Source organism: Pseudomonas fluorescens (assembly GCF_005938625.1).
Taxonomy (GTDB): Bacteria; Pseudomonadota; Gammaproteobacteria; order Pseudomonadales; family Pseudomonadaceae; genus Aquipseudomonas; species Aquipseudomonas fluorescens_BD.
The window spans coordinates 15,066-41,760 of record NZ_VCNJ01000025.1 but is presented as its reverse complement, the minus strand read 5'-3'; the positions used below and the strand labels follow the sequence as shown (position 1 = coordinate 41,760).

Here is a 26,695-nt window from a genome sequence, read left to right as displayed (position 1 = left end):
ACCGGGAGAAGGCGCGACAGACGGGCCGAGCAATACGTCTGCCGCAACTTTAGAGTTCATGCGAACGGTCACACGGATGTGACCATTACAGGCCCCGCCACTTGTGTCGGGGCCTGTTCTATTTTTAGAAGCAAAAGATCGCAGCCTTCGGCAGCTCCTACAATTGGAATGCATTTCCCTGTAGGAGCTGCCGAAGGCTGCGATCTTTTGCTTTTTCAGTTACCGCGTTTGCTGGTGATCTGCCGCAGGCGATTGCCGTCGAAGCGCAGGTATTGATACATGCCGTTGTTCGGGCCGTAGGTCCATTCCTCGACCTGAAACTCTTCGCGTCGATTGGCGCTGCGCTTGTAGCCGAGTAAATCTCGGCTGACCGGTTCACCGCATTTCTGCAGCACCTCGCTTGAACGGTCTCCGAGACTGATCAACTGGCTACCGCAGCGCAGCGTATCGGACCCCGAGGCGTGACCGGCCGCGAACGTCATTGCGAGCAAGGCCAGCCACTGCAGTTTCATCATTCGGCATCCAGATGCATTTGCGTGACCACGCGGCCATCGCTTTCGGCCTCGCCCAGGTTGGCATCGATGAAGTACACGCGGTCATCTGCCAGTTGGCCTTTATCAACCAGATAATCCTTGATGCTGCTGGCACGGTCCTGACCCAACTGACGCAGCAACACATCGCTGCCACTCCAGAACTGGATCACGCCTTCGCGCATCTTCGCCGTGCGTTCTTCCTTGCCCAAATCCTTCCATTCGGCCGGAGGCTGGGTCTTCAGACGGGTACGGTAGATGCCTTCGAGCAGTGGACCTTTCTCGCCCTCTGGCACTTGCAGCAGCGACGCCTGAGCCGGGACTTTATCGCCACGGCGCTGGAGCATCTTGTAGTAGTTGTACTGGTATTCACGTTCCAGGCGTTGCTCGGCGAGCAACGGGCCGTCACTGCTTTTGGCGGCCGTGCCTTCGATTTCCAGGCGCAGTGCCGGACGTTCCTTCAGTGCCTGAGACAGTTTGACCAGCGCGGCTTCGGCATCCTTGCTCAAATCGCTTGAGCCCGGTGCAAACGACACGGTGCCGAGGTCTTCCGAACCGCCGCCACTGATCAGTCCGCCAATCATTTTGAATGGCGCGGCAGCGGCTTTGACGATCAGGTTGCGCAGGGTCTGCCAGACAATCGGCATTACGCTGAATTGCGGGTTGTTCAAGTCGCCGGTCACCGGTAATTCGATGGAGATCTTGCCGTCGACGTCCTTGAGCAAGGCAATCGCCAGTTTCAGCGGCAGGCTCACGGCATCCGGGCTGTCGACTTTTTCGCCGAGCTGCAATTGCTCGACCACCACTTTGTTCTCGGCTTTGAGCTGGCCCTTGGTGATCAGGTAATGCAGGTCGAGATTGAGCCGACCCTTGCGGATGCGGTACCCGGCGAATTTGCCGGAGTAGGGCGTCAGCGTGGTCAGCTCGACGCGTTTGAAACTGGTGGCAATGTCGAGGCTGGCCATCGGGTCGAATGGATTTACCGCGCCCTTGATGGTCACCGGTGCATAGCGGTCGACCTTGCCTTTGATATCGACGCTGGCCGGTTTCGCCTGACGGCTGTCGATGGTGCCGATCTGGCCGTTGAGTTGCTGCACGGCGGTGGCGAAGTTCGGTGTCAGGCTGAAGTCGGCGAAGTTGGCCGAGCCATCGTTGATGGCGATGCCGCCAATGTGAATGCCCAGCGGTTTTTCGTTGCTGGCCGGTTTCGCCGCTGTGGTTTTGGTGCCGCTGTCGGCGGGCTGCGGAATCAGCAGATCGTCAATGTTGGTGGTGCGATCATCGTTGATCATGAACCGCACATACGGCTGGAACAGGTTGACCTTGTCGATCGACAAGCTGTCGCCGTGTTGATAATTCAGGCCTTCGACGACCACTTGCTGCCACTTGAGGAAGTCGCGGGTTTTCAGGGTGTCGAGGGTGTGCAGTTGATCGATTTGCGCGCGGCCAGTCACGCTGAGCGCCAGCGGTGCGGTGCTCTTGAGATTGACCTTCAGATCACTGCCGAGCATGCCGCTGCGCAGTTCCAGACGAATGAACGGGTTGATGTAGGACTGCGCGACACGCAGGTCGATGTCCTGGGTTTTTACGTTGAGCTGGGCGTTGACCGGGGCGAGATTGACCGTGCCGTCTGCCGTGATTTTGCCTTGCTTGCCCACGCCGCTGTCGAGCTTGAGCTTGAAGGGCGAACCGTTGAGGCTGTCGAAATCTTGCAGGTCGACGTTCAGCGGGGTGATATCCAGTGCCACCGCAGGGGTTGCCGAACGGTCGGCCAGATGCACGGTGTAGTCGCGCAATTGCACGTCTTTGAGCAGCACTTGCCACGGTTTGCTCGGCGCAGTGGGTTCAGCTTTTGGCGAGTCGGCTGCGGCCGGCGTGTTTGCCGGTTCTGCGGCGGCTTTGGCGGCGGGTTTCGACGGTTGGCTGGCGAAAAGTTTCTGCCAGTCCAGTTGGCCGTCGGCTTCAAGGGCTGCCCAGGTTTCCAGTTTCTGGCTGCGGATCTTGCCGACCACGACTTGTTGCTTGGCCAGGTCCACTGAGGTTTCGCTGACATCAAGGCGTTCGAGTTTCGCCAGTGGCCGCCCGTCCGGAGCCTTGATGGCGAACGGCGCGATGCTCACCGCCACGTTGTTCAGCAGTAGTTCGGTCTCTTTCGACAGATTGAGTTTGTAGTCGGTGCTGAGGCTGATCACGCCGTCTTCCAGCACCAGCGGCACCGAATCACGCACGTAGGGCCAAAAGGCTTTCATCTTGCCGTCGGTGACTTTCAGGGTGCCTTCGGAGGTGAACGGGATCAGGCTGAAATTGCCGCTCCAGTCGATGCGCCCGCCAGCGGGGCCGATGGCGACCAGGGTCATGTCGGCGCTGTCTTCGGGCAGGGTGCTGAGGTTTTTCAGTTCGAAGCTGAGGTCGTCGTAGAGAAACTCGATGGGCTCGCTCGGGCGCACGTCCTCAAAGTGCACGACGCCGCCGGCGAGTTTGATGTTGTCGATGCGCAGCGGGAAGGGCTTGGCGTTCGGATCGGCCGGCGTCGGCTCACTGGCCGGCACATTGAACAGGCCCAGCAGGTTGAGCTTGCCGTCTTTGGCGAAAAGGATTTCGGTCTTCGGCTTGTCCAGCTCGATGTTGGCCAGATGCAGGGCTTTGGTCCACAGGCTGTCGATTTGCAGGTCGGCGTACAGGCGATCGAAACCGATCTGCTCCTTGCCTGGCTCACCGATGACCAGCCCCCACAGGGTGACTTCAAGGCTGAACGGGTTGAGCTCGATACGCTGGATATGCGCAGGCACTGTCGCGTAATTGGCCAGTTGCTGATTGGCCACGCGCAGGGCGATGCCCGGCAAAATCAGAAACCCCAGCAGGCTGTAGAGGGCCAGAGCAGTCAACAAGGCGCCAATCGCGCGAATCAATCCTTTGGGCATGTGCGGCTTCATCTGTCTGAATCGGAGTGCCTTGGAGTATGGCACGCGATTCTGGTTCCGAAGTAATAGCCGTGCTGCAGGATTGTTCAGATTTCTCTGTATTCACAAAACACTATGGGAGCGAGCTTGCTCGCGAAAGCGGTCATTCAGTTGATAAATATGCCGACTGACACACCGCCTTCGCGAGCAAGCTCGCTCCCACAGGGGGATAGTTGTCAGCCGCGCGGTCGGATCAGAGCTGCAGGATCAGGGTTTTCAGCGGTGGTTGCTGGTCCATGGACGGGAAGTCGGCGCCCGGTGTCATCACGCTCCACTCACGTACCGGTCGCCCGGCCTTCTCGGCGCAGCGCAGGACCTGCTCGCGCCAGTTGTCCATGCTGACTTTCGCCAGGTTGTTGCAGCAGATCAGCACGCCGTTGTCGGCGGTGGTCAGCAAGGCCGGTTTGAGCAGACTCTGATAGTCGCGCAGCAGGTCAACGGTGCCGAATGCGCTTTTGGCCCAAGCGGGCGGATCGAGCAGAACCAGATCGTATTGACGCTGTTCGAGGCGCTGGTAGCTCGGTAGTTTCTGTCCCCGGCGCTGGCTGATCGGCAGCCCGGCGAGTTGGCGAATGGCCGGAAAGTAGTCCGACTGGATGAACTCCATCTCTGGCAACTGCGGGTTGAGCAGACCGTTTTCGCGACCGACCGCCAGATTGCCTTCGGCGAAATCCAGGTTGCACACTTCTCGCGCGCCACCGGCAGCCGCACTGAGGCCAACGCCGCAGGTGTAGGCAAACAAGTTGAGTACGGATTTGCCCTTGGCGTGATCCTTGACCCAGCCGCGCGTGTTGCGCAGGTCGAGGAACAGCAGCGGGTCTTGTCCGGCATGGCGGCCGCGCACACGGTAGTTCAGACCCCATTCGTGACCGACCAGATCGGCCAGCGCCGCCTCGTCAGCCTTATAGACGCTGTCTTCGCGGTCAATGCGCGAGTTGCCACGCGAGCGGTCGTTGTAGACCAGCAAGGTGTCCAGTCCCAGGCTCTGATTAACCATAGCGTGCAGTTGCAGCAGGTCGTCACGCTCCAGCGTCTGGTGAAAGCTTTGCACCAGTAGTTGTGGGCCGTAGCGGTCGATGGTCAGGCCACCAGCGCCTTCCTGGCTGCCGTGGAACAGCCGATAGCAATCGGTGCCCTGGCGGTGCAGCTCGGCCAGCAAATCCTGGCGTTGATCGAGGGCGGCGCGCAGCGCCTGATTCAAGGAAGACATGCGGGCGCCTTGCTGGAGAGAATGGGGGCGCGGGAGTTTAGCAGCTTGGCGGGGAACCGAGTTGCTGCCTTCGCGAGCAAGCTCGCTCCCACAGGGGATCCATGGTGCAAATCAAATCTCCTGTGGGAGCGAGCTTGCTCGCGAAGGCGTCCGACGAAGGTTTTCAGCTCAAGCCCATCCGGCGTTTGGCCCGTTGCACTGAGCCATTGCGCATGGCCCAGCGCAGCATCGGTGCGCTGCGCCGGACGCTGGCGCGAATCAGTTGGCGTTGCAGCGAACTCTGGCGGACGTCGAGCATATTACTGGCCCAATCCGGCAGCAGGTCGATGCCGGCCTTCATCATCAGATCGCCAAACGGCCGTGCCAAAACGCTCGGCGCTGGCGCGGCCAGTAATAGGCGCAACACTTCACGGCTGCGCTCATCGCACAGCAGCTGCGGGCGCATGCGTTGCAGATACTCGGCCACGGCTTGCCGGGACTTCGGCACATCCCGTGCGCCCAGGCGTTCGGCAATCACAGCGATTTCCGCGTAATAACGATCCTGATCCGTCCCCGACAATTGCGGATTGCGATAACGCAAATGTGCCGCCAGAAAGTTACTGACCTCGGCCACGTGCACCCACGTCAGCAAATCCGGATCGCTGGCCGCGTAAGGTCGTCCGTCCGGCGCGGTGCCGACCACTTGCAGATGAATGGTGCGCACTTTCTCGATCAGCCAGTCGGCGTCCTTTCGCGAGCCGAACGTGGTGCCGGAAACAAACTGACTGGTGCGCCGCAAGCGCCCGAGCATGTCTTCACGAAAATTCGAATGATCCCAAACCCCGGCCAATGCCAGTGGATGCAAAGCTTGCAGCAACAACGCGCTGATGCCGCCGATCAACATGCTGCTGAAATCGCCATGTACCTGCCAACTGACCGAATCCGGGCCGAACAGGCCGGGATCACCCTTGGGGTTTTCCAGGTCGAGTTGGCCGAGGGACAGCCCGGTCAGGCTCATGAGTTGGTTTTCAATACGACTGCGGATGAATTCCATGACCACTCAGTGCAAAAGGGCGGGCGCGGCCGGTTGAACGCGCCCGGGGTGTTACTGATTGAGGCGCTTGTCGATCAGGCCCTGCACCACGCTCGGGTCGGCCAGGGTCGAGGTGTCACCGAGGCTGTCGAGTTCGTTGCAGGCGATCTTGCGCAGAATGCGCCGCATGATCTTGCCTGAACGGGTTTTCGGCAAGGCCGGCGCCCACTGGATCAGGTCTGGTTTGGCGAAGCTGCCAATTTCCTTGCTGACGTGGGCGAGCAATTCTTTCTTCAGTTCATCATTCGGTTCGGTGCCGTTCATGGGCGTGACGAAGGCGTAGATGCCCTGACCTTTGACGTCGTGCGGGTAACCGACCACGGCGGCTTCGGCGATGCTGTCGTGTAGCACCAGTGCGCTTTCCACTTCAGCCGTGCCGATGCGGTGGCCGGAGACGTTGATCACGTCATCGATGCGCCCGGTGATCCAGTAGTCGCCGTCCTCGTCGCGGCGCGCGCCGTCGCCGGTGAAGTAGTAACCGGGGTAGGGTTTGAAATAGGTGTCGACCATGCGTTGCGGGTCGCCGTAGACGCTGCGGATCTGTGCCGGCCAACTGGATTTGATCGCCAGCACGCCGCTGCCGGCACCTTTGATTTCCTTGCCGTGCTCATCGAGCAACACCGGTTGCACACCAAACATCGGCTGCGTGGCGCAGCCCGGTTTGATCCGCTGTGCGCTGACCAACGGGCTGAGCATGATGCCGCCGGTTTCGGTCTGCCACCAGGTGTCGACGATAGGGCAGCGCTGTTCGCCGACCACGTTGAAGTACCATTCCCACGCTTCCGGGTTGATCGGCTCACCGACGCTGCCGAGTAATCTGAGGCTGGCGCGCGAGGTTTCCTTCAACGGATCGGCACCTTCGCGCATCAATGCGCGCAAAGCAGTCGGTGCGGTATAGAAGATGTTGACCTTGTGTTTATCGATGACCTGCCAGAATCGTGAACTGCTCGGGTAGCTCGGCACGCCTTCGAACATCAAAGTGGTCGCGCCGTTGGCCAGCGGGCCGTAGACGATGTAGCTGTGGCCGGTGACCCAGCCGACGTCGGCGGTGCACCAGAACACCTCGCCATCGCGGTAATCGAGCACGTACTTGAAGGTCATCGCCGCTTGCAGCAGGTAGCCGCCAGTGGTGTGCAGCACGCCTTTGGGTTTGCCGGTGCTGCCCGAGGTGTAGAGGATGAACAGCGGATCTTCGGCGTCCATCGGTTCCGGTGGGCAATCGTCGCTGACATCGCGTACCGCCTGGTGATACCAAAGGTCGCGGCCTTCGACCCAATCGACGTTGCCTTGGGTGCGCTCGACCACCACGACGGTGCTGACGTTCGGGCAACTTTGCAGGGCTTTGTCGACGTTCTGTTTCAGTGGCACGAATTTGCCGCCGCGCACGCCTTCGTCGGCGGTGATCACTGTGCGGCAGTCGGCATCGAGAATACGGTCACGCAGGGAATCAGGAGAGAAGCCGCCAAATACCACCGAATGAATCGCGCCGATCCGCGAACAGGCGAGCATGGCGTAAGCGGCCTCGGGGATCATCGGCATGTAGATGCACACCCGGTCGCCTTTCTTCACGCCACGGCTTTTCAGTACGTTGGCCAGGCGGCAGACATGGTGGTGGAGTTTTTTGTAAGTGATTTGTGCCGATTCAGCCGGGTCGTCGCCTTCCCAGAGCAGGGCGGTCTGCTCGCCGCGCTTTTCCAGGTGGCGGTCGATGCAGTTGTAGCTGACGTTCAGTTTGCCCCCGGCAAACCAGGCGGCTTCACCGGTTTTCAGGTCATAGCGCTGAACGGTCTGCCACGGCGTGCTCCAGTCGAGGAAGCGCTTGGCCTGTTCGGCCCAGAAGGTGCTGGGGTGTTCAATGGATTCGCGGTACAGGCGCCGATAGTCGTCCTGACTCAATTGCGCAGCCCGGCGGACGGCATCGGCTTTGGGGAACGTGCTGATATCGAACATGACGGTTCCTTATTCTTGTTGTGCGACAAGAGGGGAGCTGTACGACCCTCGTAGGAGCTGCCGAAGGCTGCGATCTTTTGATCTTGTTTTTTAAGGTCAAGATCAAAAGATCGCAGCCTTCGGCAGCTCCTACAGGGATCGTGTACGCCACCGATTCTGCGATTAGCCCGGTGCCGTGGAACTGTCGATGTTGCAAGCTGTAGGGGCAGGCAAACCGCCCCTTCAGCCTATCACCCGCGGTGACGACCGCGGAAGTAGTTGATCAGGCCCTGGGTGGAAGGGTCATCAGCATTGGTTTCATCGCTGCCGACCAGACGGTTGTAAACGCCTTTGCCCAGTTCCTTACCCAGCTCCACACCCCACTGGTCGAAGGCGTTGATGCCCCAGACCACGCTTTGTACGAACACTTTGTGTTCATACATGGCAACCAATGCGCCAAGACGACGTGGGCTGATGCGCTCAACGACGATAGTGTTGCTCGGACGGTTGCCCGGAATCACCTTGTGCGGTGCGAGTTTGTGCACTTCTGCTTCGCTCATGCCCTTGTCGCGCAGTTCCTGCTCGGCTTCCGGCAAGGTCTTGCCGAGCATCAGCGCCTGGCTCTGCGACAGGCAGTTGGCGTACAGCCACTGGTGATGGTCGGAGACCGGATTGAAGCTGACGATCGGCACGATGAAGTCGGCCGGGATCAGTTGCGAACCTTGATGCAGCAACTGGTGGTAAGCGTGCTGCCCGTTGCAGCCGACGCCGCCCCAGATCACCGGACCGGTATCGGTCGACACCGGCGTGCCGTCCTGACGCACGCTCTTGCCGTTGGATTCCATGTCCAGCTGTTGCAAGTGCTTGGTGATGTTGCGCAGGTAGTGGTCGTACGGCAGGATCGCGTGGCTTTGCGCGCCCCAGAAGTTGCCGTACCACACGCCGAGCAGGGCCAGCAGCACCGGCATGTTCTGTTCGAACGGCGCGGTCTGGAAATGCTGGTCCATGGTGTAGGCACCGGACAGCAGCTCCTTGAAGTTGGACATGCCGATGGCCAGAGCAATCGGCAAACCGATGGCCGACCACAGCGAGTAACGACCGCCGACCCAGTCCCACATCGGGAAGATGTTTTCTTCGCGGATACCGAACGCAACGGCCGCTGCGTTGTTGCTCGATACAGCGATGAAGTGACGATATAGCTCGGCTTCCGAACCGCCCTGCGCCAAGTACCAAGCACGAGCAGCCTGAGCATTCTTCAGGGTTTCGAGGGTGTTGAACGACTTCGACGAAACGATGAACAGCGTGGTCTCGGCGCGCAGCTTTTGCGTCAGCTCGTGGAATTCGCTGCCGTCGATGTTCGCCAGATAATGGCAACGCACGCCTTTCTGCGCGTAGGACAGCAGCGCTTCGGAGACCAGCTCAGGGCCGAGGAACGAGCCACCGATGCCGATGTTGACCACGTCGGTGATCGGCTTCTCGGTGTAACCACGCCACAGGCCATCGTGAATGCGGCCAACCAGATCGGTGATCTGGTTCAAAACCTTGTGGACTTCCGGCATCACGTTGACGCCATTGACCGACAGCTTGTCGCCCACCGGGCGACGCAGGGCGGTGTGCAGCGCCGGGCGGCCTTCGGAAGTGTTGACGATTTCGCCTTCAAACAGCGCTTTGATGGCGCCCTTGAGATCGACTTCATTGGCCAGACCGACCAGCAGGTTGCGGGTCTGGGCGTTGATCAAATTCTTCGAATAATCGAGAAACAGTCCGCAGCTGCTGAGGGTGAACTGATTGAAGCGCTGCGGATCGGCGTTGAAGGCTTCGCGCATGCTGAAATCCTGCATGGCTTGGCGGTGATCTTTCAACGCTTGCCAGGCGGGCAGAGCGGTAACGTCTTGAGGAGTGAGGTAATACGCCATCGCTGCGGTTTTCCTTTTTACTTGAACGGCCTTTTGAACACTGAACAGACCCGGCACGCCATGTTTGGGCATGGGATCAACTGCGTCGACACGATTTCTGGACGCAGGGCGAATACAGTAAACCTCGCGCTGCGTTCTGTCTTGACTTTGTCTGACCAGATCCCTGTACTTTTTTAACATCGAGACCGGGAACTGGCCGACAAACGGAGGGGGCGCGGGGCGATTTCGCGATCAGGCGAGCTGAACCGGGATGGCGTTGCTGGTGTGGCTCAGCTCGTTGCCGGGCGCCATGTAGAGCATACGCGGCTTGAAATTGACCAGCTCGGCTTCGCTGTAATGGGCGTAGGCACAAATGATCACGCGGTCGCCGACCTTGGCCTTGTGCGCAGCGGCGCCATTGACGGAGATCATCCGCGAGCCTTCTTCACCACGAATCGCGTAGGTGGTGAAACGTTCGCCGTTGTCGACGTTATAAATCTGGATCTGCTCGTATTCACGGATGCCGGACAAGTCCAGCCACTCGCCATCGATGGCGCACGAACCTTCGTAATCGAGCACTGCATGAGTGACTTCGGCGCGGTGCAGTTTGGCCTTGAGCATGATCGCGTGCATGAGGGTTTTCCCGGGTTGGCATCGAACGGCGGGCAGTGTGCCCGAAGGCTTTGAGGGCGGCAATACAGCTGAAACCAGCTCTTTAAAACACAAAAAAACCTGTGGGAGCGAGCTTGCTCGCGAAGGCGTCATGTCAGTCGATATTTACGTCAGCTAACAGATTGCATTCGTGAGCAAGCTCACTCCCACAGGTTATCGGTGAGGCTTAAACCGGGGTGTCGAGATTCAGGTGCAGGTTATCGATCAACCGCGTAGTGCCGAGGAACGCGGCCACCAGAATCACCAGATCACGGTCTTCAGCCGTCGCCGGACGCAAGGTCAGCGCATGGCGGATTTCCAGATAGTCCGGGCGCAGACCCGCGGCTTCGAGCTGTTGCAACTGCCCACTGATCAGCGCAGGGAAGTCCCGTTCACCTTGCTTGATCGACTCGGCAATGTTGCTCAGCGAGCGATAGACCACCGGTGCCACCGCGCGCTGTTCCTCGTTGAGGAAACCATTGCGCGACGACAGCGCCAAGCCATCGGCGGCGCGCACGGTCGGTTCGCCGATAATCTGGATCGGCATGTTCAGGTCATGCACCAGCGCGCGGATCACCGCCAGTTGCTGGTAATCCTTCTGGCCGAAAATCGCCAGATCCGGCTGGACCATGTTGAACAGTTTGCTAACCACGGTCGCGACACCCTCGAAGTGGCCCGGACGGCTGGCGCCGCACAGGCCTTCGGACAATTGCGGCACGCTGACCCGAGTCTGTCCAGCCATGCCGTCGGGGTACATTTCTTCGACAGTTGGCGCGAACAGCAGGGAACAACCGGCTTCGAGCAGCTTCTCCTGATCCGCCGCCAACGTGCGCGGGTATTTATCGAGGTCTTCGCCGGCGCCGAATTGCAGCGGGTTGACGAAAATGCTCGCGACCACGAAATCCACACGTTGGGTCGCTTTGGTGATCAGTGCAACGTGACCGCTGTGCAGATTGCCCATGGTCGGTACGAAGCCGATGCGCTTGCCTTCGCTGCGGGCGCGGGCTACGGCGGCGCGCAGTTCGCGTACGGTTTTAACGGTGTTCATGCAGAGAATCCGTGTTCGATGCCAGGGAACGTGGTGGCTTTGACTTCGTTGACGTAAGCCTTCAGCGCGGACTGGATGCTGTCCTGACCGTGCATGAAGTTCTTCACGAACTTCGGCACGCGGCCAGTGATCGACAGGCCGAGCATGTCGTGCAGTACCAGAACCTGGCCGTCGGTGGCGTTACCGGCGCCGATCCCGATGACCGGAATCTTCACTGCCTGGCTGATTTCTGCAGCCAGTTCGCTCGGCACGCATTCCAGCAGCAGCATCGCCGCACCGGCCTGTTCCAGCGAGATCGCATCAGCACGCATCTGCCGCGCCTGGTTTTCGTTGCGACCCTGCACTTTATAGCCGCCGAGAATGTTCACCGCTTGTGGGGTCAGGCCCATGTGCGCGCACACCGGCACACCGCGTTCGGCGAGCAGACGAATCGATTCGGCCAGCCACAGCTGACCTTCAACCTTGACCATGTGCGCACCTGCCTGCATCAGCATGGCGCTGTTAGTCATGGTTTGTTCAAGGGTGGCGTTGGCCATGAACGGCAGGTCGGCGAGGATCAGGGCGTCGCTGTTGCCGCGTTTGACGCAGGCGGTGTGGTAGGCCATTTCTGCGGTGGTCACCGGCAAAGTGCTGTCGTGACCTTGCAGGACCATGCCGAGGGAGTCGCCCACCAGCAGCACTTCGACACCGGCCTCGTTGCAGGCGTGGGCGAAGGTCGCGTCATAGCAGGTCAGCATGGTGATCTTTTCACCTTTCTGCTTGAGGCTCTGGAGCGTGGTCAGGGTGATGGCTGGCATGTAAAAAATCCTCGTTCAGGCGCTCTGGAAACTACTGCGAGTAACGCGCGTGATTCTTCATCTACTCAGGCGCACGCTCTTTTGTCGTGCTTATAAGGCCTGGATTGCGCCCGTATGTGCCGGGTTGGCGGCAGCGGGACGCCTATAGTCGTGATGAGCCAACAGGAAGTCAATTGCGTGTGTTACCGCATTGTTACGAGGGGAGTGTTACCGGCGTTACTGATGCGATTCAGCGGCGCGGCGGGGCTGATTTGCGGGGTTTTTGTCTGACAAAATCCTGAGGGTAAAACGCTATTCCCTGTAGGAGCTGCGGAACGCTGCGATCTTTTGATCTTGGTTTGAAAATCAAAAGATCGCAGCCTCGTTTCACTCGACAGCTCCTACCGGGGGACTTGTGTCAGGGGGTAGTGAGGCGTTCCAGGCCGACGAACGGGCAGGCGGCGAGCAGATCGGCGAGGGTGCGCCCATCTGCAAGACGCAGATCCTGCGGGGCCAGTTCGGCGAGCGGGTACAACACGAAGGCGCGTTCCTGAATCTGGTAATGCGGGACTTTCAGGCGTGGCTCGTCGATCAAACGATCACCGAACAGCAGAATATCCAGATCCAGCGTACGAGGCCCCCAACGCTCAAGGCGCTCGCGACCTTGATCGTTCTCGATGGCTTGCAATGCATCCAGCAATTCAATCGGTGCGAGTGAGCTGTCGAGCGCTGCTACCGCGTTGGTATATCGCGGTTGGCCCGGCAGCAATGAATCGCTTTGATAGAAGGCGGAAACGCCGGCGAGTGTGGTCTGCGGCAATTGTCCCAGCGCCTCGACGGCGCTGCGCAATTGTTCGGCGGGGTCAGCGAGGTTGCTGCCCATGCCGATGTAGATGCGTTCCATGCCTTTACTCGCCTGTCGAAGCGCTCGGTGCGCCGGCGCGCTTGCGCTTGGAACCGCTGCTGCGGCGACGTTTGCGCGGAGCACCGCTGGCGTCATCACCTTTACCGCTGAGGTCGCGGATCATGTCGCGACGTTCGCTGTCGTTGGCGTCCTGATAGTCCGTCCACCATTCGCCGAGGCCATCAGTTTCCTCGCCAGCGCTTTCACGCAGCAGCAGGAAGTCGTAACCGGCACGGAAACGCGGGTTGTCCAGCAACAGGTCGGCACGTTTGCCGCTGCGGCGTGGCAGACGCTCCTGCATGTCCCAGATCTCGCGGATCGGCATGGTGAAGCGTTTTGGAATCGCGATGCGCTGGCACTGTTCGGCGATCAGCTCGTGGGCGCCTTCCTGCATCGCCGGGATCGGCGGCATGCCGCGTTCCTGCAGACGCAACACGCGGGCCGGCAGGGCAGGCCACAGCAGCGCGGCAAAAAGGAACGCCGGGGTCACCGGTTTGTTCTGCTTGATGCGCAGGTCGGTGTTGGTCAGCGCTTCGCTGATCAGCGTGTGGGTGTATTCCGGGTTGTGTTCCAGCGCGTCGGCACTGGCCGGGAACAACGGGGCGAACAGTTGCAGGTCGACCAGCATTTCGAAGGTGATCGCGCCGTGCCCCGAGAGGAACAGCTTGAGCACTTCTTCGAACAGACGCGCCGAAGGGATTTCGCGCAGCATCGGTGCCAGTTCGCGGATCGGTTGCACGGTGTGCTTTTCGATGCCGAAATTGAGCTTGGCGGCGAAACGCACGGCGCGCAGCATGCGCACCGGGTCTTCCTGATAACGCTGCTTCGGGTCGCCGATCAGGCGGATCAGGTGGTTGCGGATGTCGTGTACGCCGTTGGCGTAGTCGAGGATGCGCTCGCTGACCGGATCGTAATACAGGGCGTTGATGGTGAAGTCGCGGCGTTGCGCGTCTTCTTCCAGCGTGCCGTAAACGTTGTCGCGCAGAATCCGCCCGCTTTCGTTACGCGAAGACTGGTTGCTGTCCTCGTCGTCTTCGTTGACCGGGTGATTGGCGCGGAAAGTCGCGACTTCGATGATTTCGCGACCGAAATGGATATGCACCAGTTTGAAGCGACGGCCAATGATCCGTGCATTGCGAAATTCGGCACGGACTTGCTCAGGGGTGGCACTGGTGGCGACGTCGAAATCCTTGGGCGTGATGCCCAGCAGCATGTCACGCACGCAACCGCCGACCAGATAAGCCTGGTAACCGGCACCCTGCAGGCGTTCGACGATATTCACCGCATAGCGGCTGAACTGCGTTTTCTGCAGCGAATGTTGACCGCTGTTGAGCACTTCAGGGGTGCTGCGGATGTGTTGCGTACGACGCACGGGAGTTCGGAATGACTGGAACAACTTCTTCAGCATGGGATGCACTGTTTGAAGGAATGTTCGGCCATACCAAAGAATGACCGCATGATGGGCGCAGATTCTAGCATTTAGTCGGGGGATGGTGTAGGAGACAGCAGTTTCGAGCTGAAAGCCGCAAGCTACAAGGCTGAAGCGGGGGTAAAACAGAGAGTTTTTACAGAAGGGAGAAACTACAAGGGGAGCCGAAGCTCCCCAAGAAGTAGTTGCGTGCTCTTTTTATTATTGATTCGGGCTTCTTGTTTTTGTTGAGTGCCCTCGCCACGAAGTGTTTCCTTCGTGACCCTCCCAATCGGGAGCCAAGAGCAAACGGATTGCTTTGGTCGCTGAATTGCAGTGATCTCTCGATCCAACCAGTACAGGCTCTGTCTTAGGACAGTTTTTGTTGTTCTCGGCCTGGTCGTGGGGCAAGCCCCAAATACAACGCCTCTCCAAAAGAATCAGTTAGCTGCGCCTCTCGCCGTCTTGTTTTTATTGTGCGTGAGTCGATTCGTCTTATTTTTATTGTCTTGTGCATTGCTTGTTATTGTTCTTGTACTAAACATATAGCAGGGGGCGTGCCAACTTTTGTGAAACCCAATAAAACAAGGGGTTAGGTCGATATAACCGTTTTGTCGGGGCGAAAAAAAGCCGGGGTTTCGTTACCGATAACCCCGGCTTCTGTTACGTGAAAGGACTGAGGTAACAGTTTTTTCACATTCTCAAGCGTTACCCGCACACTCGACAGGTAACGTTCAGCTCTCGCTGGCGACCCCGGTCTTGCGCCGTGGGATGCCCAGACGCTGACGGCGTTCCCACAGACATTTGCGGCTGACGCCCAGTTTGCGCGCCAGTTCGGTCTCGGTCATGTGGTCCTGATGCTCGAGGACGAAGTGCTGGAAGTAGTCTTCCAGCGACAGGTCTTCGGTCGGCTCGTGGCTGCTGTTGCTGGCGTTACCCACCGTTTGTGGCGGCAGACCGATGAACTCGTCGTCTTCCAGATCGCTCAGCTCGATGTCGATACCCAGCAAGTCGGCGGAAATTTCCGGGCTTTCGCTCAGAATCACTGCGCGCTCGACTGCGTTTTCCAGCTCACGCACGTTACCCGGCCAAGAATAATGACGGATTGCCTGTTCGGCATCCGCAGCAAACTTGAGGTCGGTACGGTTGATGCGTGCGCTCTGGCGAGCGAGGAAAGCCGTGGCGATTTCGTTGACGTCGGCACCGCGCTCGCGCAGCGCCGGCAATTTCAACGCGATCACGTGCAGGCGGTAATAAAGGTCTTCACGGAACTGGCCGATTTTCGCCAGACTCTTCAGGTCCCGGTGAGTGGCCGCGATCAAGCGCACATCGACTTTCTGCGACTGCACCGAGCCAACCCGGCGGATCTCGCCTTCCTGCAACACGCGCAGAAGGCGGGCCTGAGCTTCGAGTGGCAGCTCACCGATTTCGTCGAGGAACAGCGTGCCGCCGTCCGCCGCTTCAACCAGACCGGCTCGACCGGCGCTGGCGCCAGTGAACGCGCCTTTCTCGTGGCCGAACAGCTCGGACTCGATCAGGCTTTCCGGAATGGCCGCGCAGTTCACCGAAATCATCGGCGCCTTGGCGCGTTTCGACAGGTTGTGCAGGGCGCGGGCCACCAGTTCTTTACCGGTGCCGGACTCGCCCTGGATCAACACATTGGAATCGGTCGGCGCGACTTTGCGGATCTTGCTGTACAGATCCTGCATCGGTGGGCAGGAGCCGATGATGCCAATCTCGCCGTTGCTGTTGTCGACGGCGGATTTGCCGCTGCCATTGGCCGGTTTGCTGGCAATCGCTTCGCCGGCAGCCGGTGCCGATTGGCGATCACGCAGGATCCGTGCAACGGCCTGGAGCATTTCATCGTGGTCGAAAGGCTTGGCGATGTAATCCACCGCGCCCATCTTCATCGAGTCGACCGCCGAGCGCAGGCTGGCGTAACTGGTCATGATCAGCACCGGCGTGCCCTGGCCGAGCTTGATCAGCTCGGTGCCCGGCGCGCCCGGCAGACGCAGATCGCTGACGATCAGATCGAACGTAGGAATGGTGAAGCGTTCTTGTGCTTCCTGCACTGAACCGGCTTCGCTGACCTGGTACTGGTTGCGTTCCAGCAGGCGGCGCAAGGCGGAGCGGATAATTGTTTCGTCTTCGACGATCAAAATGTGCGGCATTGATTCGATACTCTCGACGGTCTCAGTTCACAGCGGACGTCGCTTCGACATGACGCGGTAAGGTCACCCGGATACGGGTGCCGCGTTGGCTTTGTACATCAGCCGGGCTGTCGATGGTGATTTGTCCATAATGCTCTTCAACGATGGAATAGACCAGTGCAAGGCCCAGACCGGTGCCTTCGCCAGGATCCTTGGTGGTGAAGAAGGGTTCGAACAATCGGTCCATGATGTTCTTCGGAATGCCGCTGCCTTCGTCTTCGACGATCAGGTCGACCGTGTGTTCGCCGGCTTCGCTCTTGACCCGTACCGCACTGTGCGGCGGCGAGGCATCGCGGGCGTTGGATAGCAGATTGATCAAAACCTGGGCGAGTCGTTGCGGATCGCCTTCGACCCAGTGATCGGGATCGCACAGGTTGTAGAACTGCACTTCGAAATTGCGTCGGTTCAACGCCAGCAGGCCGATGGCATCCTGCGCGACTTCGGCCAGACAGACGGGCTCGTCACTGTGCTGATGGCTACCCGCGTGGGCGAAACTCATCAACGACTGGACGATGCGTGACACACGTTTGGTCTGTTCAAGAATCTGCCCGCTGATCTCTGTCAGCTCGCCGTCGTCTTCGCGCTCTTCACGCAGGTTCTGCGCCAGACAGGCGATGCCGGTGATCGGGTTGCCGATTTCGTGGGCCACACCGGCCGCCAGGCGACCAATGCTGGCCAGACGCTCGGAGTGCACCAGTTTGTCTTCAAGCATCTGCGTTTCGGTCAGATCTTCGACCAGCAGCACCAAGCCACTGTTACCCGGTGCCAACGGCTCATCAATCGCTGCTTTGTGCAGGTTCAGCCAGCGGGTCTGTCCGTCGAGGGCCAGATGCTGTTTGTGCAAATGCTCGTCGGGCAGATTGATGAAGCCTTGCAGCAATTCCTTCCACGGCTCGCCAATGGTGCTCAGACGCGAACCGACCACACGCTGCGCGGCGATCCCGGTGAGTTCTTCCATGGCCTTGTTCCACATCAGGATCTCTTGATCCTTGGCCAGCGAGCAGACGCCCATCGGCAGTTCCTGCAGGGTCTGGCGGTGATAACGGCGCAGCGCATCGAGCTCAGCGGCTAAACCTGTGAGGCGCGAGTGGTAATCCTCGAGGCGGCTTTCGATGAAGTGGATGTCTTCGGTGACATAGTTTTCGCCGCCCGCCTTATAAGGCAGGAAGGTTTCGACCATGTCCTGCGCGACGCTCGGGCCCATCAGGCCGGAGAGGTTGGCTTCGATGCGATCGCGCAAACGGCGCAAGGCGTACGGGCGGCGTTCGTCGAATGGCAGATAGAGGTCACGCAGCGCTTGCTCGACTTCCTTCTGCGCAGCCTTGGCACCCAACGGTTTCGCCAGTTGTGTGGCGAACTCCTGAGGCGAGGCGGCGTGCAACTCACGCCGCTGCGGGCGACGGACGTTATCCACAGCGCAGGCTTCGGCGGCGCTGGCTTCTTCCGGACTGGCGTTGGTGAACAGCGAGATCAGCGTGAACATCAATACGTTGGCCGCCAGTGAGGCGATGGCCGCCATGTGCCAACTGGTGTCGTCGAGCACGTAAATCATGTTCAGCAGCGGGATATAGAAACCCTGCAGATTGCCGACCAGCGGCAGCAGCATGGTCACTACCCAGACCAGAATCCCCGCCAGCAGCCCGGCGATAAAGCCGCGACGGTTGGCAGTCGGCCAATACAGTACCGACAACACGCCGGGCAGGAATTGCAGGGTCGCGACAAACGCGACGATGCCGAGGTTGGCCAAATCCTGCTCGGCGCCGAGCATCAGGTAGAAGCCGAAACCGGCCATGATGATCGCGACGATCAGCGCGCGGCGCGTCCATTTCAACCAACGGTAGATATTGCCTTCGGCCGGCGGTTGATAGAGCGGCAGCACCAGATGGTTCAGCGCCATGCCCGATAGCGCGAGCGTGGTGACGATGATCAGGCCGCTGGCCGCTGATAAACCACCGACGTAAGCGAGCAACGCCAGCGGTTTGCTGTTGGCGGCGATGCCGATGCCAAGGGTGAAATATTCCGGATTGGTCGTCGCGCCCAGTTTCAGACCGGCCCACAAGATCAGCGGCACCGCCAGACTCATCAGCAACAGGAACAGCGGCAAACCCCAGCTCGCACTGACCAGCGAGCGTGGATTGAGGTTTTCGGTAAAGGTCATGTGATACATATGCGGCATCACGATCGCCGAAGCGAAGAACACCAGCAGCAGCGTGCGCCACGGGCCTTCCTGCAATGGCGTGTGCAGCGCGGCGAGGGCGGTCTGGTTTTGCAGCAGCCACACCTCAAGTTGTTGCGGGCCGTCGAACACGCCGTACAACGCATACAAACCGACGCCGCCGAGGGCAACCAGTTTGATCACCGATTCAAAGGCAATCGCGAACACCAACCCTTCGTGTTTCTCGCGGGTGGCGATGTGGCGGGAGCCGAAAAAAATCGTGAACAGGATGATCAGCGCACAAAACGCCAGCGCTACGCGGCTCTGCACCGGCTCGCCAGTGAGGATACCAATGGAATCGGCGACCGCTTGAATCTGCAACGCCAGCAACGGCAACACGCCAATCAGCATGAAGATCGTGGTCAGCGCCCCGGCCCAGGTACTGCGAAAGCGGAAGGCAAACAGATCCGCCAGCGACGACAGTTGATAGGTGCGGGTGATTTTCAGAATCGGATAAAGCAACACCGGCGCCAGCAGAAACGCGCCGGACACGCCAAGGTAACTGGAAAGAAAACCGTAGCCATACTGGTAGGCCAGACCAACCGTGCCGTAGAACGCCCACGCACTGGCGTAAACCCCGAGCGACAACGTGTAGGTCAGCGGGTGGCGAATGATCGCGCGCGGGATCATGCCCCGTTCACTGATCCAGGCAACGCCGAACAGCACCGCCAGGTACGCGGCGCTGATCAGGATCATCTGGGTCAGGCTAAAGCTCATCGGCATCTTTTTGGCTCTGCAGGATGAAGGTCACGACAATCAGGATCAGCCAGAGCAGATAGGGGCGATACCAGGCGCCCGTAGCGTCGATCCACCAATCCATGATGGCGGGGGAAAACAGGTAGATCCCCACGACTAAAAGCAGGACCAAGCGATAGATGTACATCCCGGCCTCTCTTTTTTATGCGCGTGCCCGAAAACGTGCGGCGATGGTAACGGATGGGCGCACGACTGCAAGTGTCGTCATAGCAGTTGCGCCTCGGGCAGAGTCAGTGTGCGCGGGATCTTTGTCGCATCCCAGTGCGTGCTGCCCCACGCCAGCAACTCTTGCGGCGAGGCGTGAGCCAGTTCGGCGCCGGGGTTTTGCCCTAGTGCGCGCAGGGCTCGCAATAACAATGGCGTGGCTTGATCCGCGTCAAGCGGCGGTGAACGGTAGGACTTGCCGAGCTTGTTGCCGTCCGGTTGAGTAATCAGCGGCAGGTGCAGGTAGCGCGGCTGGCGCATTCCCAGCAATTCCTGCAGGTAGAGCTGGCGCGGCGTCGAGTCGAGCAGGTCGGCACCGCGCACAATGTCGGTAATGCCTTGCCAGGCGTCGTCGAGCACCACGGCCAGTTGATAAGCATAGAGGCCGTCGCGACGGCGGATGACGAAATCGCCGACGTCGCGACCCAGATGCTGACGGTATTCGCCCTGCGCTCGATCGATGAAGTGGTATTCCAGTTCTGGCACGCGCAGGCGGATGGCGGCGTCTTGCTGGTCATGACCGGCATTGCGGCACAGGCCCGGATAGATGCCGTTGTACGGTTCGAGCTGTTTGCGCGAGCAGGTGCAAGCGTAGGCCAGGCCATGATTGAACAGGCTGTTGAGCACGTCGGCGTAGGCAGCGTGCCGATCGCTCTGGCGCACCATGTCGCCATCCCATTCGAAGCCGTAGCTTTCCAACGCCTTGAGGATTGCCGTTTGCGCACCGGGTTCTTCGCGGGGCGGATCGAGATCTTCCATGCGCACCAGCCAGCGACCGCCGACCGAACGGGCGTCGAGATACGAGGCGAGGGCGGCGACCAGCGAGCCAAAGTGCAAGTGGCCACTGGGGGTTGGGGCGAAGCGGCCGACGTAGGCGGGGGATTTCTTGGCAGTCATGGGGCGACAGTACTTTTTCAGAGCGCGTACACAACACCTGTGGGAGCGAGCTTGCTCGCGAAGGCGGTGTGTCTGCTACATGAATGTTGAGGCATATGGCCCTTTCGCGAGCAAGCTCGCTCCCACAGGGGATATAAGGCAAACGTCAGAAACAAAAACGGAGCGTTCGCACGCTCCGTTTTTCATTCAGGTCGAGATTACTTGCCGACCTGCTTTTCCTTGATCTCAGCCAGGTTCTTGCAGTCGACGCACATGTCGGCGGTAGGACGGGCTTCAAGGCGCTTGACGCCGATCTCGATGCCGCACGAATCGCACCAGCCGTATTCGCCGTCTTCGATCAATTGCAGTGTCTTGTCGATCTTCTTGATCAGCTTGCGCTCGCGATCACGGGCACGCAGTTCAAGGGCGAACTCTTCTTCCTGACTGGCACGGTCGGCCGGGTCGGGAAAGTTGGCCGCTTCGTCCTTCATGTGATCAACAGTTCGGTCGACTTCCTGCATCAAGTCCAGTTTCCACTTGGTCAGGATCTTGGTGAAGTGCGCGCGCATGGGTTTGCCCATGTACTCTTCGTCTTTGGCCTGAACGTAAGGTTCGAAGCCAGTGATCGCCGTTTGCTGCTGTTGCTTTGCTTGGGTGGGCATGAAATGGACCGCCTCTACTCTTGTAATCCATTGCGCAGGATTGCTCCATCACCGACACCTGCCGGCCCTGCGGCTGCAAGCGGGCGAACTTACCAGATCAATTCGGCCTGCGCTACTCCCGGATGTCGAGGCCCCGGCGGGTGGCGCTTGCAAATGTTTGGCAAGCCGTGTCTGGTGGTGTTGAAGACCTGTTCAATCACTGATTTTAGTCAATCCTGGAGCGTACGCTCATATCGTTACAGTCCAGCGTTCTTGAGGCTGTGACCGCTGCGGGTTCTCGCTCGTTCCGGCAGATGGGTAGAATCGTTTCTTTTTCCCTGCCGAAGGAAATCCAATGGCTCAGCCCTACAGTGCGCGCAGTCGTGCGATCGAACCGTTCCATGTGATGGCGCTGCTGGCGCGGGCCAATGAATTGCAGGCTGAAGGCCACGATGTCATCCATCTGGAGATCGGCGAGCCGGACTTCACTACCGCTGAGCCGATCATTCATGCCGGGCAGGCGGCGCTGACGGCGGGCAAGACCCGTTACACCGCTGCCCGGGGTATTCCGGAGCTGCGCGAGGCAATCTCCGGGTTTTATCAATCGCGTTATGGCTTGAACATTGATCCGCGACGGATTTTGATCACGCCGGGCGGGTCCGGTGCGCTGTTGCTGGCCAGCGCTTTGCTGGTCGATCCGGGTAAACACTGGTTGTTGGCGGATCCCGGTTATCCGTGCAACAGGCACTTCCTGCGCTTGGTGGAAGGCGCGGCGCAGTTAGTGCCGGTGGGTCCGGACGTGCGTTACCAACTGACTCCGGATCTGGTTGAGCGTCATTGGGATCACGACAGCGTTGGCGCTTTGGTCGCTTCACCTGCCAACCCGACCGGGACGATCCTGACCCGCGACGAACTGGCCGGGTTATCCACAGCCATCAAGGCCAGACACGGGCATCTGGTGGTGGACGAGATCTACCACGGTCTGACTTACGGCACCGATGCGGCGAGCGTGCTGGAAGTCGATGACAGCGCTTTTGTCCTGAACAGTTTCTCCAAGTACTTCGGCATGACCGGTTGGCGTCTCGGCTGGCTGGTGGCGCCGGATGCGGCCGTCAGCGAGCTGGAAAAACTGGCGCAGAACCTCTACATCAGCGCGCCGAGCATGGCGCAATACGCGGCGTTGGCCTGTTTCGAACCGGACACTATCGCGATTCTGGAAGAGCGCCGCGCGGAATTCGGCCTTCGTCGCGATTTCCTCCTGCCGGCACTTCGCGAGTTGGGTTTCAACATCGCCGTGGAGCCTGAGGGCGCGTTCTATCTGTACGCCGATATCAGCCAGTTCGGCGGCGATGCCTTCGCGTTCTGCCGACATTTTCTCGAAACCGAGCACGTTGCCTTCACCCCGGGCCTGGATTTCGGCCGTTATCAGGCCAGTCACCATGTGCGTTTTGCCTACACGCAAAACCTCCCTCGCTTACAGGAAGCGGTGGAGCGAATCGCCCGTGGCTTGAAGAGCTGGCAAGGCTGATGCGCTTTTATCCTGCTCTGGAAGAGGCGCGACTGATCCGTCGTTACAAGCGTTTTCTCGCCGATATCGAAACTGTTAGCGGCGAGTTGCTGACCATTCACTGCCCCAACACTGGTTCGATGTTCAACTGTCAGGTCGAAGGCGGGCAGGTCTGGTTCAGTCGCTCAAATGACCCCAAGCGTAAATTGCCCGGTACTTGGGAAATTGGCGAAACCCCGCAGGGTCGGTTGTTTTGCGTGAATACCGCACGGGCCAACGGTTTGGTCGAGGAGGCGTTGCAGGCCGGCGTCATCAGCGAGTTGAACGGCTTTACCGCGTTGAAACGTGAAATCGCGTACGGGCAGGAAAAGAGCCGTATCGACTTCCGTCTCGAATACCCCAGTGGTCCGGCATATGTAGAGGTGAAAAGCGTCACCCTCGGTTTCGACGGTACTGCGGTGGCAGCATTTCCCGATGCCGTGACCCAGCGCGGCGCCAAGCATTTGCGTGAGCTGGCACATTTGGCGCGAGACGGAGTTCGGGCGGTGCAGTTGTATTGCGTGAATCTGACCGGGATTGAAGCGGTGCGGCCGGCGAAGGAAATCGATTCGGCTTACGCCGATGCGCTTCTCGAAGCAGTGGCCTGCGGCGTTGAGGTGCTGGCGTATGGCGTGCGGCTGGACCATGAAGAGATGGTCATCGACCGGCGTCTTGACGTGCTGCTTAACGGTTAAACATCGATCCACAGCCCTTGCACATCTTCCCGGCAAGGTATGGCGGTGAGTGATTGCCCGGCGCAAGGGCCGGCAACGCATTCACCGTCCTCGATCAGAAACAATGCGCCGTGGGTGGCGCACTGGATCAGGCTGTTGCTCGGGTCGAGAAACTGGTCGGGCTGCCATTCCAGCCCGACGCCACGGTGTGGGCAGCGATTGAGATAAACGAATGCCTGCCCGCTACGGCGTACGGCGAACAGCTTTTTCCCGTCGACTTCAAAACCCCGGCTGGTGGCCTCGGCGAGCTCGATGCCCGCGCAGAGAAACTTCATGGCTATCCTCTGATGTCCGCTCATGTCTGGATATGTCCGAGCTTGACGTTTAAATGCAAACAATTATCAAATGGCGGCCTTCGCCCGCAGGCGGTTGGCAGATGTCGAGGATACTTGGCCTGTCATCCTGATGCCCGGGAAAAACCTTGTTCAAGGAAGCTGTGTATGCGCCTGAGTACCCGCGTTGCTGTGCTGTGTGTCGGACTTTTGGTCAGCCACCAGGCTGCAGCGGCGGATTTGCCGCAACGTTGGGTCAGCGCTGGCGGTGCGCTGTCGGAGTGGGTCAGTGCCTTGGGCGGCGAGGCGAAACTGGTTGGCGTCGATACCACCAGTCAGCATCCGGACTCGTTGAAGGCGCTGCCGAGCATTGGTTACCAGCGCAGTCTTTCGGCTGAAGGCATTCTCAGTCTGCGCCCGGATATCTTGATTGGCACTGAAGAAATGGGCCCGCCGACGGTTCTGGCGCAAGTCAATGCGGCCAAGGTTCAGGTGGTGTTGTTCTCGGCTCAACCGGATCTGCCGACGCTGGAGAAAAACGTTACGCATCTGGGCCAGTTGCTCGGCACAGAAGCCCAGGCAAAGCAGCTACTGCAAAGTTATCAACAGCAACTTGATGCGCAGAAAGTGCATGTTGCGGATGCGCAGACCAAACAAAAAGCGCCGGGTGTGCTGCTGTTGCTTGGACATGCCGGTGGCAAACCATTGATCGCCGGCAAGGACACCGCCGCTGACTGGCTGCTGCAACAAGCGGGCGGACATAACCTGGCGACGCACACGGGTTACAAGCCGTTTTCCGTGGAATCCCTCGCCAGTCTCGATCCTGAAGTGCTGGTGTTCGCCGACCGTGCATTGACCGGTGAGGCGGCGAAAGCGGCGCTGTTCAAGGAAAACCCGATTCTAAATTCAAGTCGCGCGGCCAAGGCCGGTCGGGTACTGGAGCTTGACCCGACTTTGCTGGTCGGCGGCCTTGGACCACGTTTGCCAGCGACGTTGAAAAGCCTGACTGACGGTTTCTACCCGGCCAAGAGCGGCCAATGACCACACTGGTAAAGCCTCGTGGCTTGTTCATCGGCCTGACGCTCCTGTGTTTATTGGCGATCTGGTTGTCGTTGGCGTTGGGGCCGGTCAGCCTGCCGCTGATCGATACGTTGCGCGCGGCATTGCGCATGCTTGGCGTGCCATTGGCACCGGATGGACTGGAGCAGGCTGAACTGATCCTCGGGCAGATTCGTCTGCCGAGAACCCTGCTCGGGCTGGCGGTCGGCGGTGTGCTGGCGTTGTCCGGCGTGGCAATGCAGGGCTTGTTTCGCAATCCGCTGGCAGATCCGGGGCTGGTGGGTGTTTCCAGCGGCGCGGCATTGGGCGCAGCGATCGCGATTGTCGGCGGTTCGTTTTTTGGCGGTCTGCCGGAATGGTTCGGCCCTTATCTGTTGTCGATCTGTGCGTTTCTCGGCGGGCTTGGAGTTACGGCGCTGGTTTATCGACTCGGTCGCCGCAACGGCCAGACCAATGTCGCGACCATGTTGCTCGCTGGTATTGCGCTAACGGCGCTGGCCAGTTCCGCAGTCGGGCTGTTCACTTATCTGGCGGATGACGCGACTTTGCGCACCCTAACGTTCTGGAACCTTGGCAGCCTCAATGGCGCCAGTTACGCGCGGTTGTGGCCGTTGCTGATCATCAGCGCCGGTGTCGCGTTGTGGTTGCCGCGTCGGGCGAAAGCGCTGAATGCCTTGCTGCTCGGAGAGTCCGAGGCTGGGCATTTGGGCATTGATGTCGAGCGGCTCAAGCGTGAATTGGTGTTTTGCACGGCGCTGGGGGTTGGTGCGGCAGTCGCGGCCGCCGGAATGATCGGTTTTGTCGGGCTGGTGGTGCCGCATCTGGTGCGTTTGCTGGCGGGGCCGGATCACAAAGTATTGCTGCCGGCATCGGTGCTGGCGGGGGCGAGCCTGTTGCTGTTGGCTGATCTGGTCGCGCGGCTGGCGCTGGCGCCGGCGGAGTTGCCGATCGGTATTGTTACCGCGTTTATCGGTGCGCCGTTCTTTCTCTATTTGCTGCTGCGAGGGCGTGCCTGATGTTGCGTGCGCAGAATCTGCACATCCAGCGCGGTCGCAAAGCCGTACTCAGCGAGGTCACGCTGCAACTCGAACCGGGTGAAGTGCTCGGTGTGCTCGGGCCGAACGGTGCAGGTAAAAGTACCTTGCTCGGCGCCTTGTGCGGTGAGTTGGCGGCGAGCGCGGGCGGGGTTTCGCTCGACGGGCAGGCGTTGAGTCACTGGACCGGCTCGCAACGCGCGCAGCGATTGGCTGTGTTGCCCCAAGTGTCGACCCTGGATTTTGCTTTCCGCGTCGAAGAGGTGGTCGGCATGGGCCGCTTGCCTTGGCAAAGCGGTCGGGCCCGGGATGACGAAATCATCGCGGCGGCTTTGGCGGCGGCGGATGCCGGGCACTTGAGCGGTCGCAGTTATCTGGCGCTGTCCGGTGGCGAGCGTCAGCGTGTGCATCTGGCGCGGGTGCTGGCGCAGCTTTGGCCGGGGCAGGCGGGGCAGACGCTGCTGTTGGATGAGCCGACGTCGATGCTCGATCCACTGCATCAGCACACCACCTTGCAGGCTGTGCGCGAGTTTGCCGATCGTGGCGCGGCGGTGTTGGTGATCCTGCATGATCTGAATCTGGCGGCGCGTTATTGTGATCGCATTCTACTGCTGGAAGGCGGGCGCCCGGTGGCGCTGGATACACCGCAGCAGGTTTTGCGACCGGACACGCTCCAAGCCGTATTCGGTCTCGAAGTGTTGGTGCAGCCGCACCCGGAGCGTGGGCATCCGCTGATTATCGCCCGCTGACTGGATCATTGAGGTG

General features: G+C 59.9%; 22 protein-coding genes. 5 read left to right on the top strand and 17 right to left on the bottom strand.

Annotated features, from left to right (window positions below; all coding sequences use genetic code 11):
- Positions 1-215: 215 nt before the first annotated feature.
- From FGA82_RS16775 to dksA, 16 genes are all read right to left on the bottom strand, one after another.
- Entirely contained in the window at positions 216-512 is a 297-nt protein-coding gene (locus FGA82_RS16775; protein ID WP_141127917.1) for a DUF2845 domain-containing protein, read from the bottom strand.
- Positions 512-3,463 carry a DUF748 domain-containing protein gene (locus FGA82_RS16770; protein ID WP_141127907.1) on the bottom strand — a complete coding sequence of 984 codons (2,952 nt, stop codon included), beginning with the start codon at positions 3,461-3,463 and terminating at the stop codon, positions 512-514. The genes FGA82_RS16775 and FGA82_RS16770 overlap by 1 nt, the downstream gene beginning before the upstream one ends.
- A gap of 220 nt (positions 3,464-3,683) precedes the next feature.
- Positions 3,684-4,700, bottom strand: coding sequence for a class I SAM-dependent rRNA methyltransferase (locus FGA82_RS16765; RefSeq protein WP_141127906.1), 1,017 nt, complete (start codon positions 4,698-4,700; stop codon positions 3,684-3,686).
- Positions 4,701-4,863: 163 nt separating this feature from the next.
- Complete coding sequence (locus FGA82_RS16760; RefSeq protein ID WP_141127905.1) at positions 4,864-5,733, bottom strand: oxygenase MpaB family protein; 870 nt, start codon at positions 5,731-5,733, stop codon at positions 4,864-4,866.
- Between the two features lie 51 nt (positions 5,734-5,784).
- On the bottom strand, positions 5,785-7,722 hold the full coding sequence (acs, locus tag FGA82_RS16755) for an acetate--CoA ligase (RefSeq protein ID WP_141127904.1): 1,938 nt from the start codon (positions 7,720-7,722) through the stop codon (positions 5,785-5,787).
- Between the two features lie 230 nt (positions 7,723-7,952).
- Positions 7,953-9,617 carry a glucose-6-phosphate isomerase gene (gene pgi, locus FGA82_RS16745; protein ID WP_141127903.1) on the bottom strand — a complete coding sequence of 555 codons (1,665 nt, stop codon included), beginning with the start codon at positions 9,615-9,617 and terminating at the stop codon, positions 7,953-7,955.
- Positions 9,618-9,848: 231 nt separating this feature from the next.
- Complete coding sequence (gene panD, locus FGA82_RS16740; protein WP_003205654.1) at positions 9,849-10,229, bottom strand: aspartate 1-decarboxylase; 381 nt, start codon at positions 10,227-10,229, stop codon at positions 9,849-9,851.
- A 205-nt stretch (positions 10,230-10,434) separates the two neighbouring features.
- Positions 10,435-11,295 (bottom strand): pantoate--beta-alanine ligase, encoded by an 861-nt coding sequence (gene panC, locus FGA82_RS16735; protein WP_141127902.1) that lies wholly within the window; start codon positions 11,293-11,295, stop codon positions 10,435-10,437.
- Positions 11,292-12,092 carry a 3-methyl-2-oxobutanoate hydroxymethyltransferase gene (gene panB / locus FGA82_RS16730; RefSeq protein ID WP_038369034.1) on the bottom strand — a complete coding sequence of 267 codons (801 nt, stop codon included), beginning with the start codon at positions 12,090-12,092 and terminating at the stop codon, positions 11,292-11,294. The genes panC and panB overlap by 4 nt, the downstream gene beginning before the upstream one ends.
- Positions 12,093-12,489: 397 nt before the next feature.
- Complete coding sequence (gene folK, locus FGA82_RS16725; protein WP_141127901.1) at positions 12,490-12,975, bottom strand: 2-amino-4-hydroxy-6-hydroxymethyldihydropteridine diphosphokinase; 486 nt, start codon at positions 12,973-12,975, stop codon at positions 12,490-12,492.
- 4 nt (positions 12,976-12,979) lie between these two features.
- The gene (locus FGA82_RS16720) at positions 12,980-14,383 is read right to left on the bottom strand and encodes a polynucleotide adenylyltransferase PcnB (RefSeq protein WP_038369032.1); all 1,404 of its coding nucleotides are present in this window, start codon (positions 14,381-14,383) and stop codon (positions 12,980-12,982) included.
- Positions 14,384-15,117: 734 nt separating this feature from the next.
- Positions 15,118-16,554: a sigma-54-dependent transcriptional regulator gene (locus FGA82_RS16715; RefSeq protein WP_141127900.1), complete on the bottom strand. Its 1,437-nt coding sequence runs from the start codon at positions 16,552-16,554 to the stop codon at positions 15,118-15,120.
- 22 nt (positions 16,555-16,576) lie between these two features.
- Positions 16,577-19,531 (bottom strand): sensor histidine kinase, encoded by a 2,955-nt coding sequence (locus FGA82_RS16710; RefSeq protein WP_171057298.1) that lies wholly within the window; start codon positions 19,529-19,531, stop codon positions 16,577-16,579.
- Positions 19,515-19,691, bottom strand: a complete 177-nt coding sequence (locus tag FGA82_RS16705; protein ID WP_003176118.1) for a hypothetical protein — start codon at positions 19,689-19,691, stop codon at positions 19,515-19,517. The genes FGA82_RS16710 and FGA82_RS16705 overlap by 17 nt, the downstream gene beginning before the upstream one ends.
- Positions 19,692-19,768: 77 nt before the next feature.
- Positions 19,769-20,665: a tRNA glutamyl-Q(34) synthetase GluQRS gene (gene gluQRS, locus FGA82_RS16700; protein WP_141127899.1), complete on the bottom strand. Its 897-nt coding sequence runs from the start codon at positions 20,663-20,665 to the stop codon at positions 19,769-19,771.
- A gap of 197 nt (positions 20,666-20,862) precedes the next feature.
- Positions 20,863-21,306, bottom strand: a complete 444-nt coding sequence (dksA, locus tag FGA82_RS16695; RefSeq protein ID WP_141127898.1) for an RNA polymerase-binding protein DksA — start codon at positions 21,304-21,306, stop codon at positions 20,863-20,865.
- A 334-nt stretch (positions 21,307-21,640) separates the two neighbouring features.
- On the opposite strand from dksA, the gene FGA82_RS16690 reads away from it, so the two are divergent.
- Together FGA82_RS16690 and sfsA are read left to right on the top strand one after the other, a co-directional pair.
- Positions 21,641-22,813 carry a pyridoxal phosphate-dependent aminotransferase gene (locus FGA82_RS16690; protein WP_141127897.1) on the top strand — a complete coding sequence of 391 codons (1,173 nt, stop codon included), beginning with the start codon at positions 21,641-21,643 and terminating at the stop codon, positions 22,811-22,813.
- Entirely contained in the window at positions 22,813-23,526 is a 714-nt protein-coding gene (gene sfsA, locus FGA82_RS16685; RefSeq protein WP_141127896.1) for a DNA/RNA nuclease SfsA, read from the top strand. The genes FGA82_RS16690 and sfsA overlap by 1 nt, the downstream gene beginning before the upstream one ends.
- Here sfsA and FGA82_RS16680 read toward each other — a convergent pair.
- Complete coding sequence (locus FGA82_RS16680) at positions 23,523-23,840, bottom strand: Rieske (2Fe-2S) protein (RefSeq protein WP_141127895.1); 318 nt, start codon at positions 23,838-23,840, stop codon at positions 23,523-23,525. The two genes, sfsA and FGA82_RS16680, sit on opposite strands and share 4 nt — an antisense overlap.
- A 165-nt stretch (positions 23,841-24,005) precedes the next feature.
- On the opposite strand from FGA82_RS16680, the gene FGA82_RS16675 reads away from it, so the two are divergent.
- From FGA82_RS16675 to FGA82_RS16665, 3 genes are read left to right on the top strand one after another with little or no spacing between them, the layout of a single operon-like run.
- On the top strand, positions 24,006-24,878 hold the full coding sequence (locus FGA82_RS16675; protein WP_141127894.1) for a heme/hemin ABC transporter substrate-binding protein: 873 nt from the start codon (positions 24,006-24,008) through the stop codon (positions 24,876-24,878).
- Positions 24,875-25,912, top strand: coding sequence for a FecCD family ABC transporter permease (locus tag FGA82_RS16670; protein WP_141127893.1), 1,038 nt, complete (start codon positions 24,875-24,877; stop codon positions 25,910-25,912). The genes FGA82_RS16675 and FGA82_RS16670 overlap by 4 nt, the downstream gene beginning before the upstream one ends.
- Positions 25,912-26,679 carry a heme ABC transporter ATP-binding protein gene (locus FGA82_RS16665; protein WP_141127892.1) on the top strand — a complete coding sequence of 256 codons (768 nt, stop codon included), beginning with the start codon at positions 25,912-25,914 and terminating at the stop codon, positions 26,677-26,679. Before FGA82_RS16670 ends, FGA82_RS16665 begins: the two co-directional genes overlap by 1 nt.
- Positions 26,680-26,695: the final 16 nt, after the last annotated feature.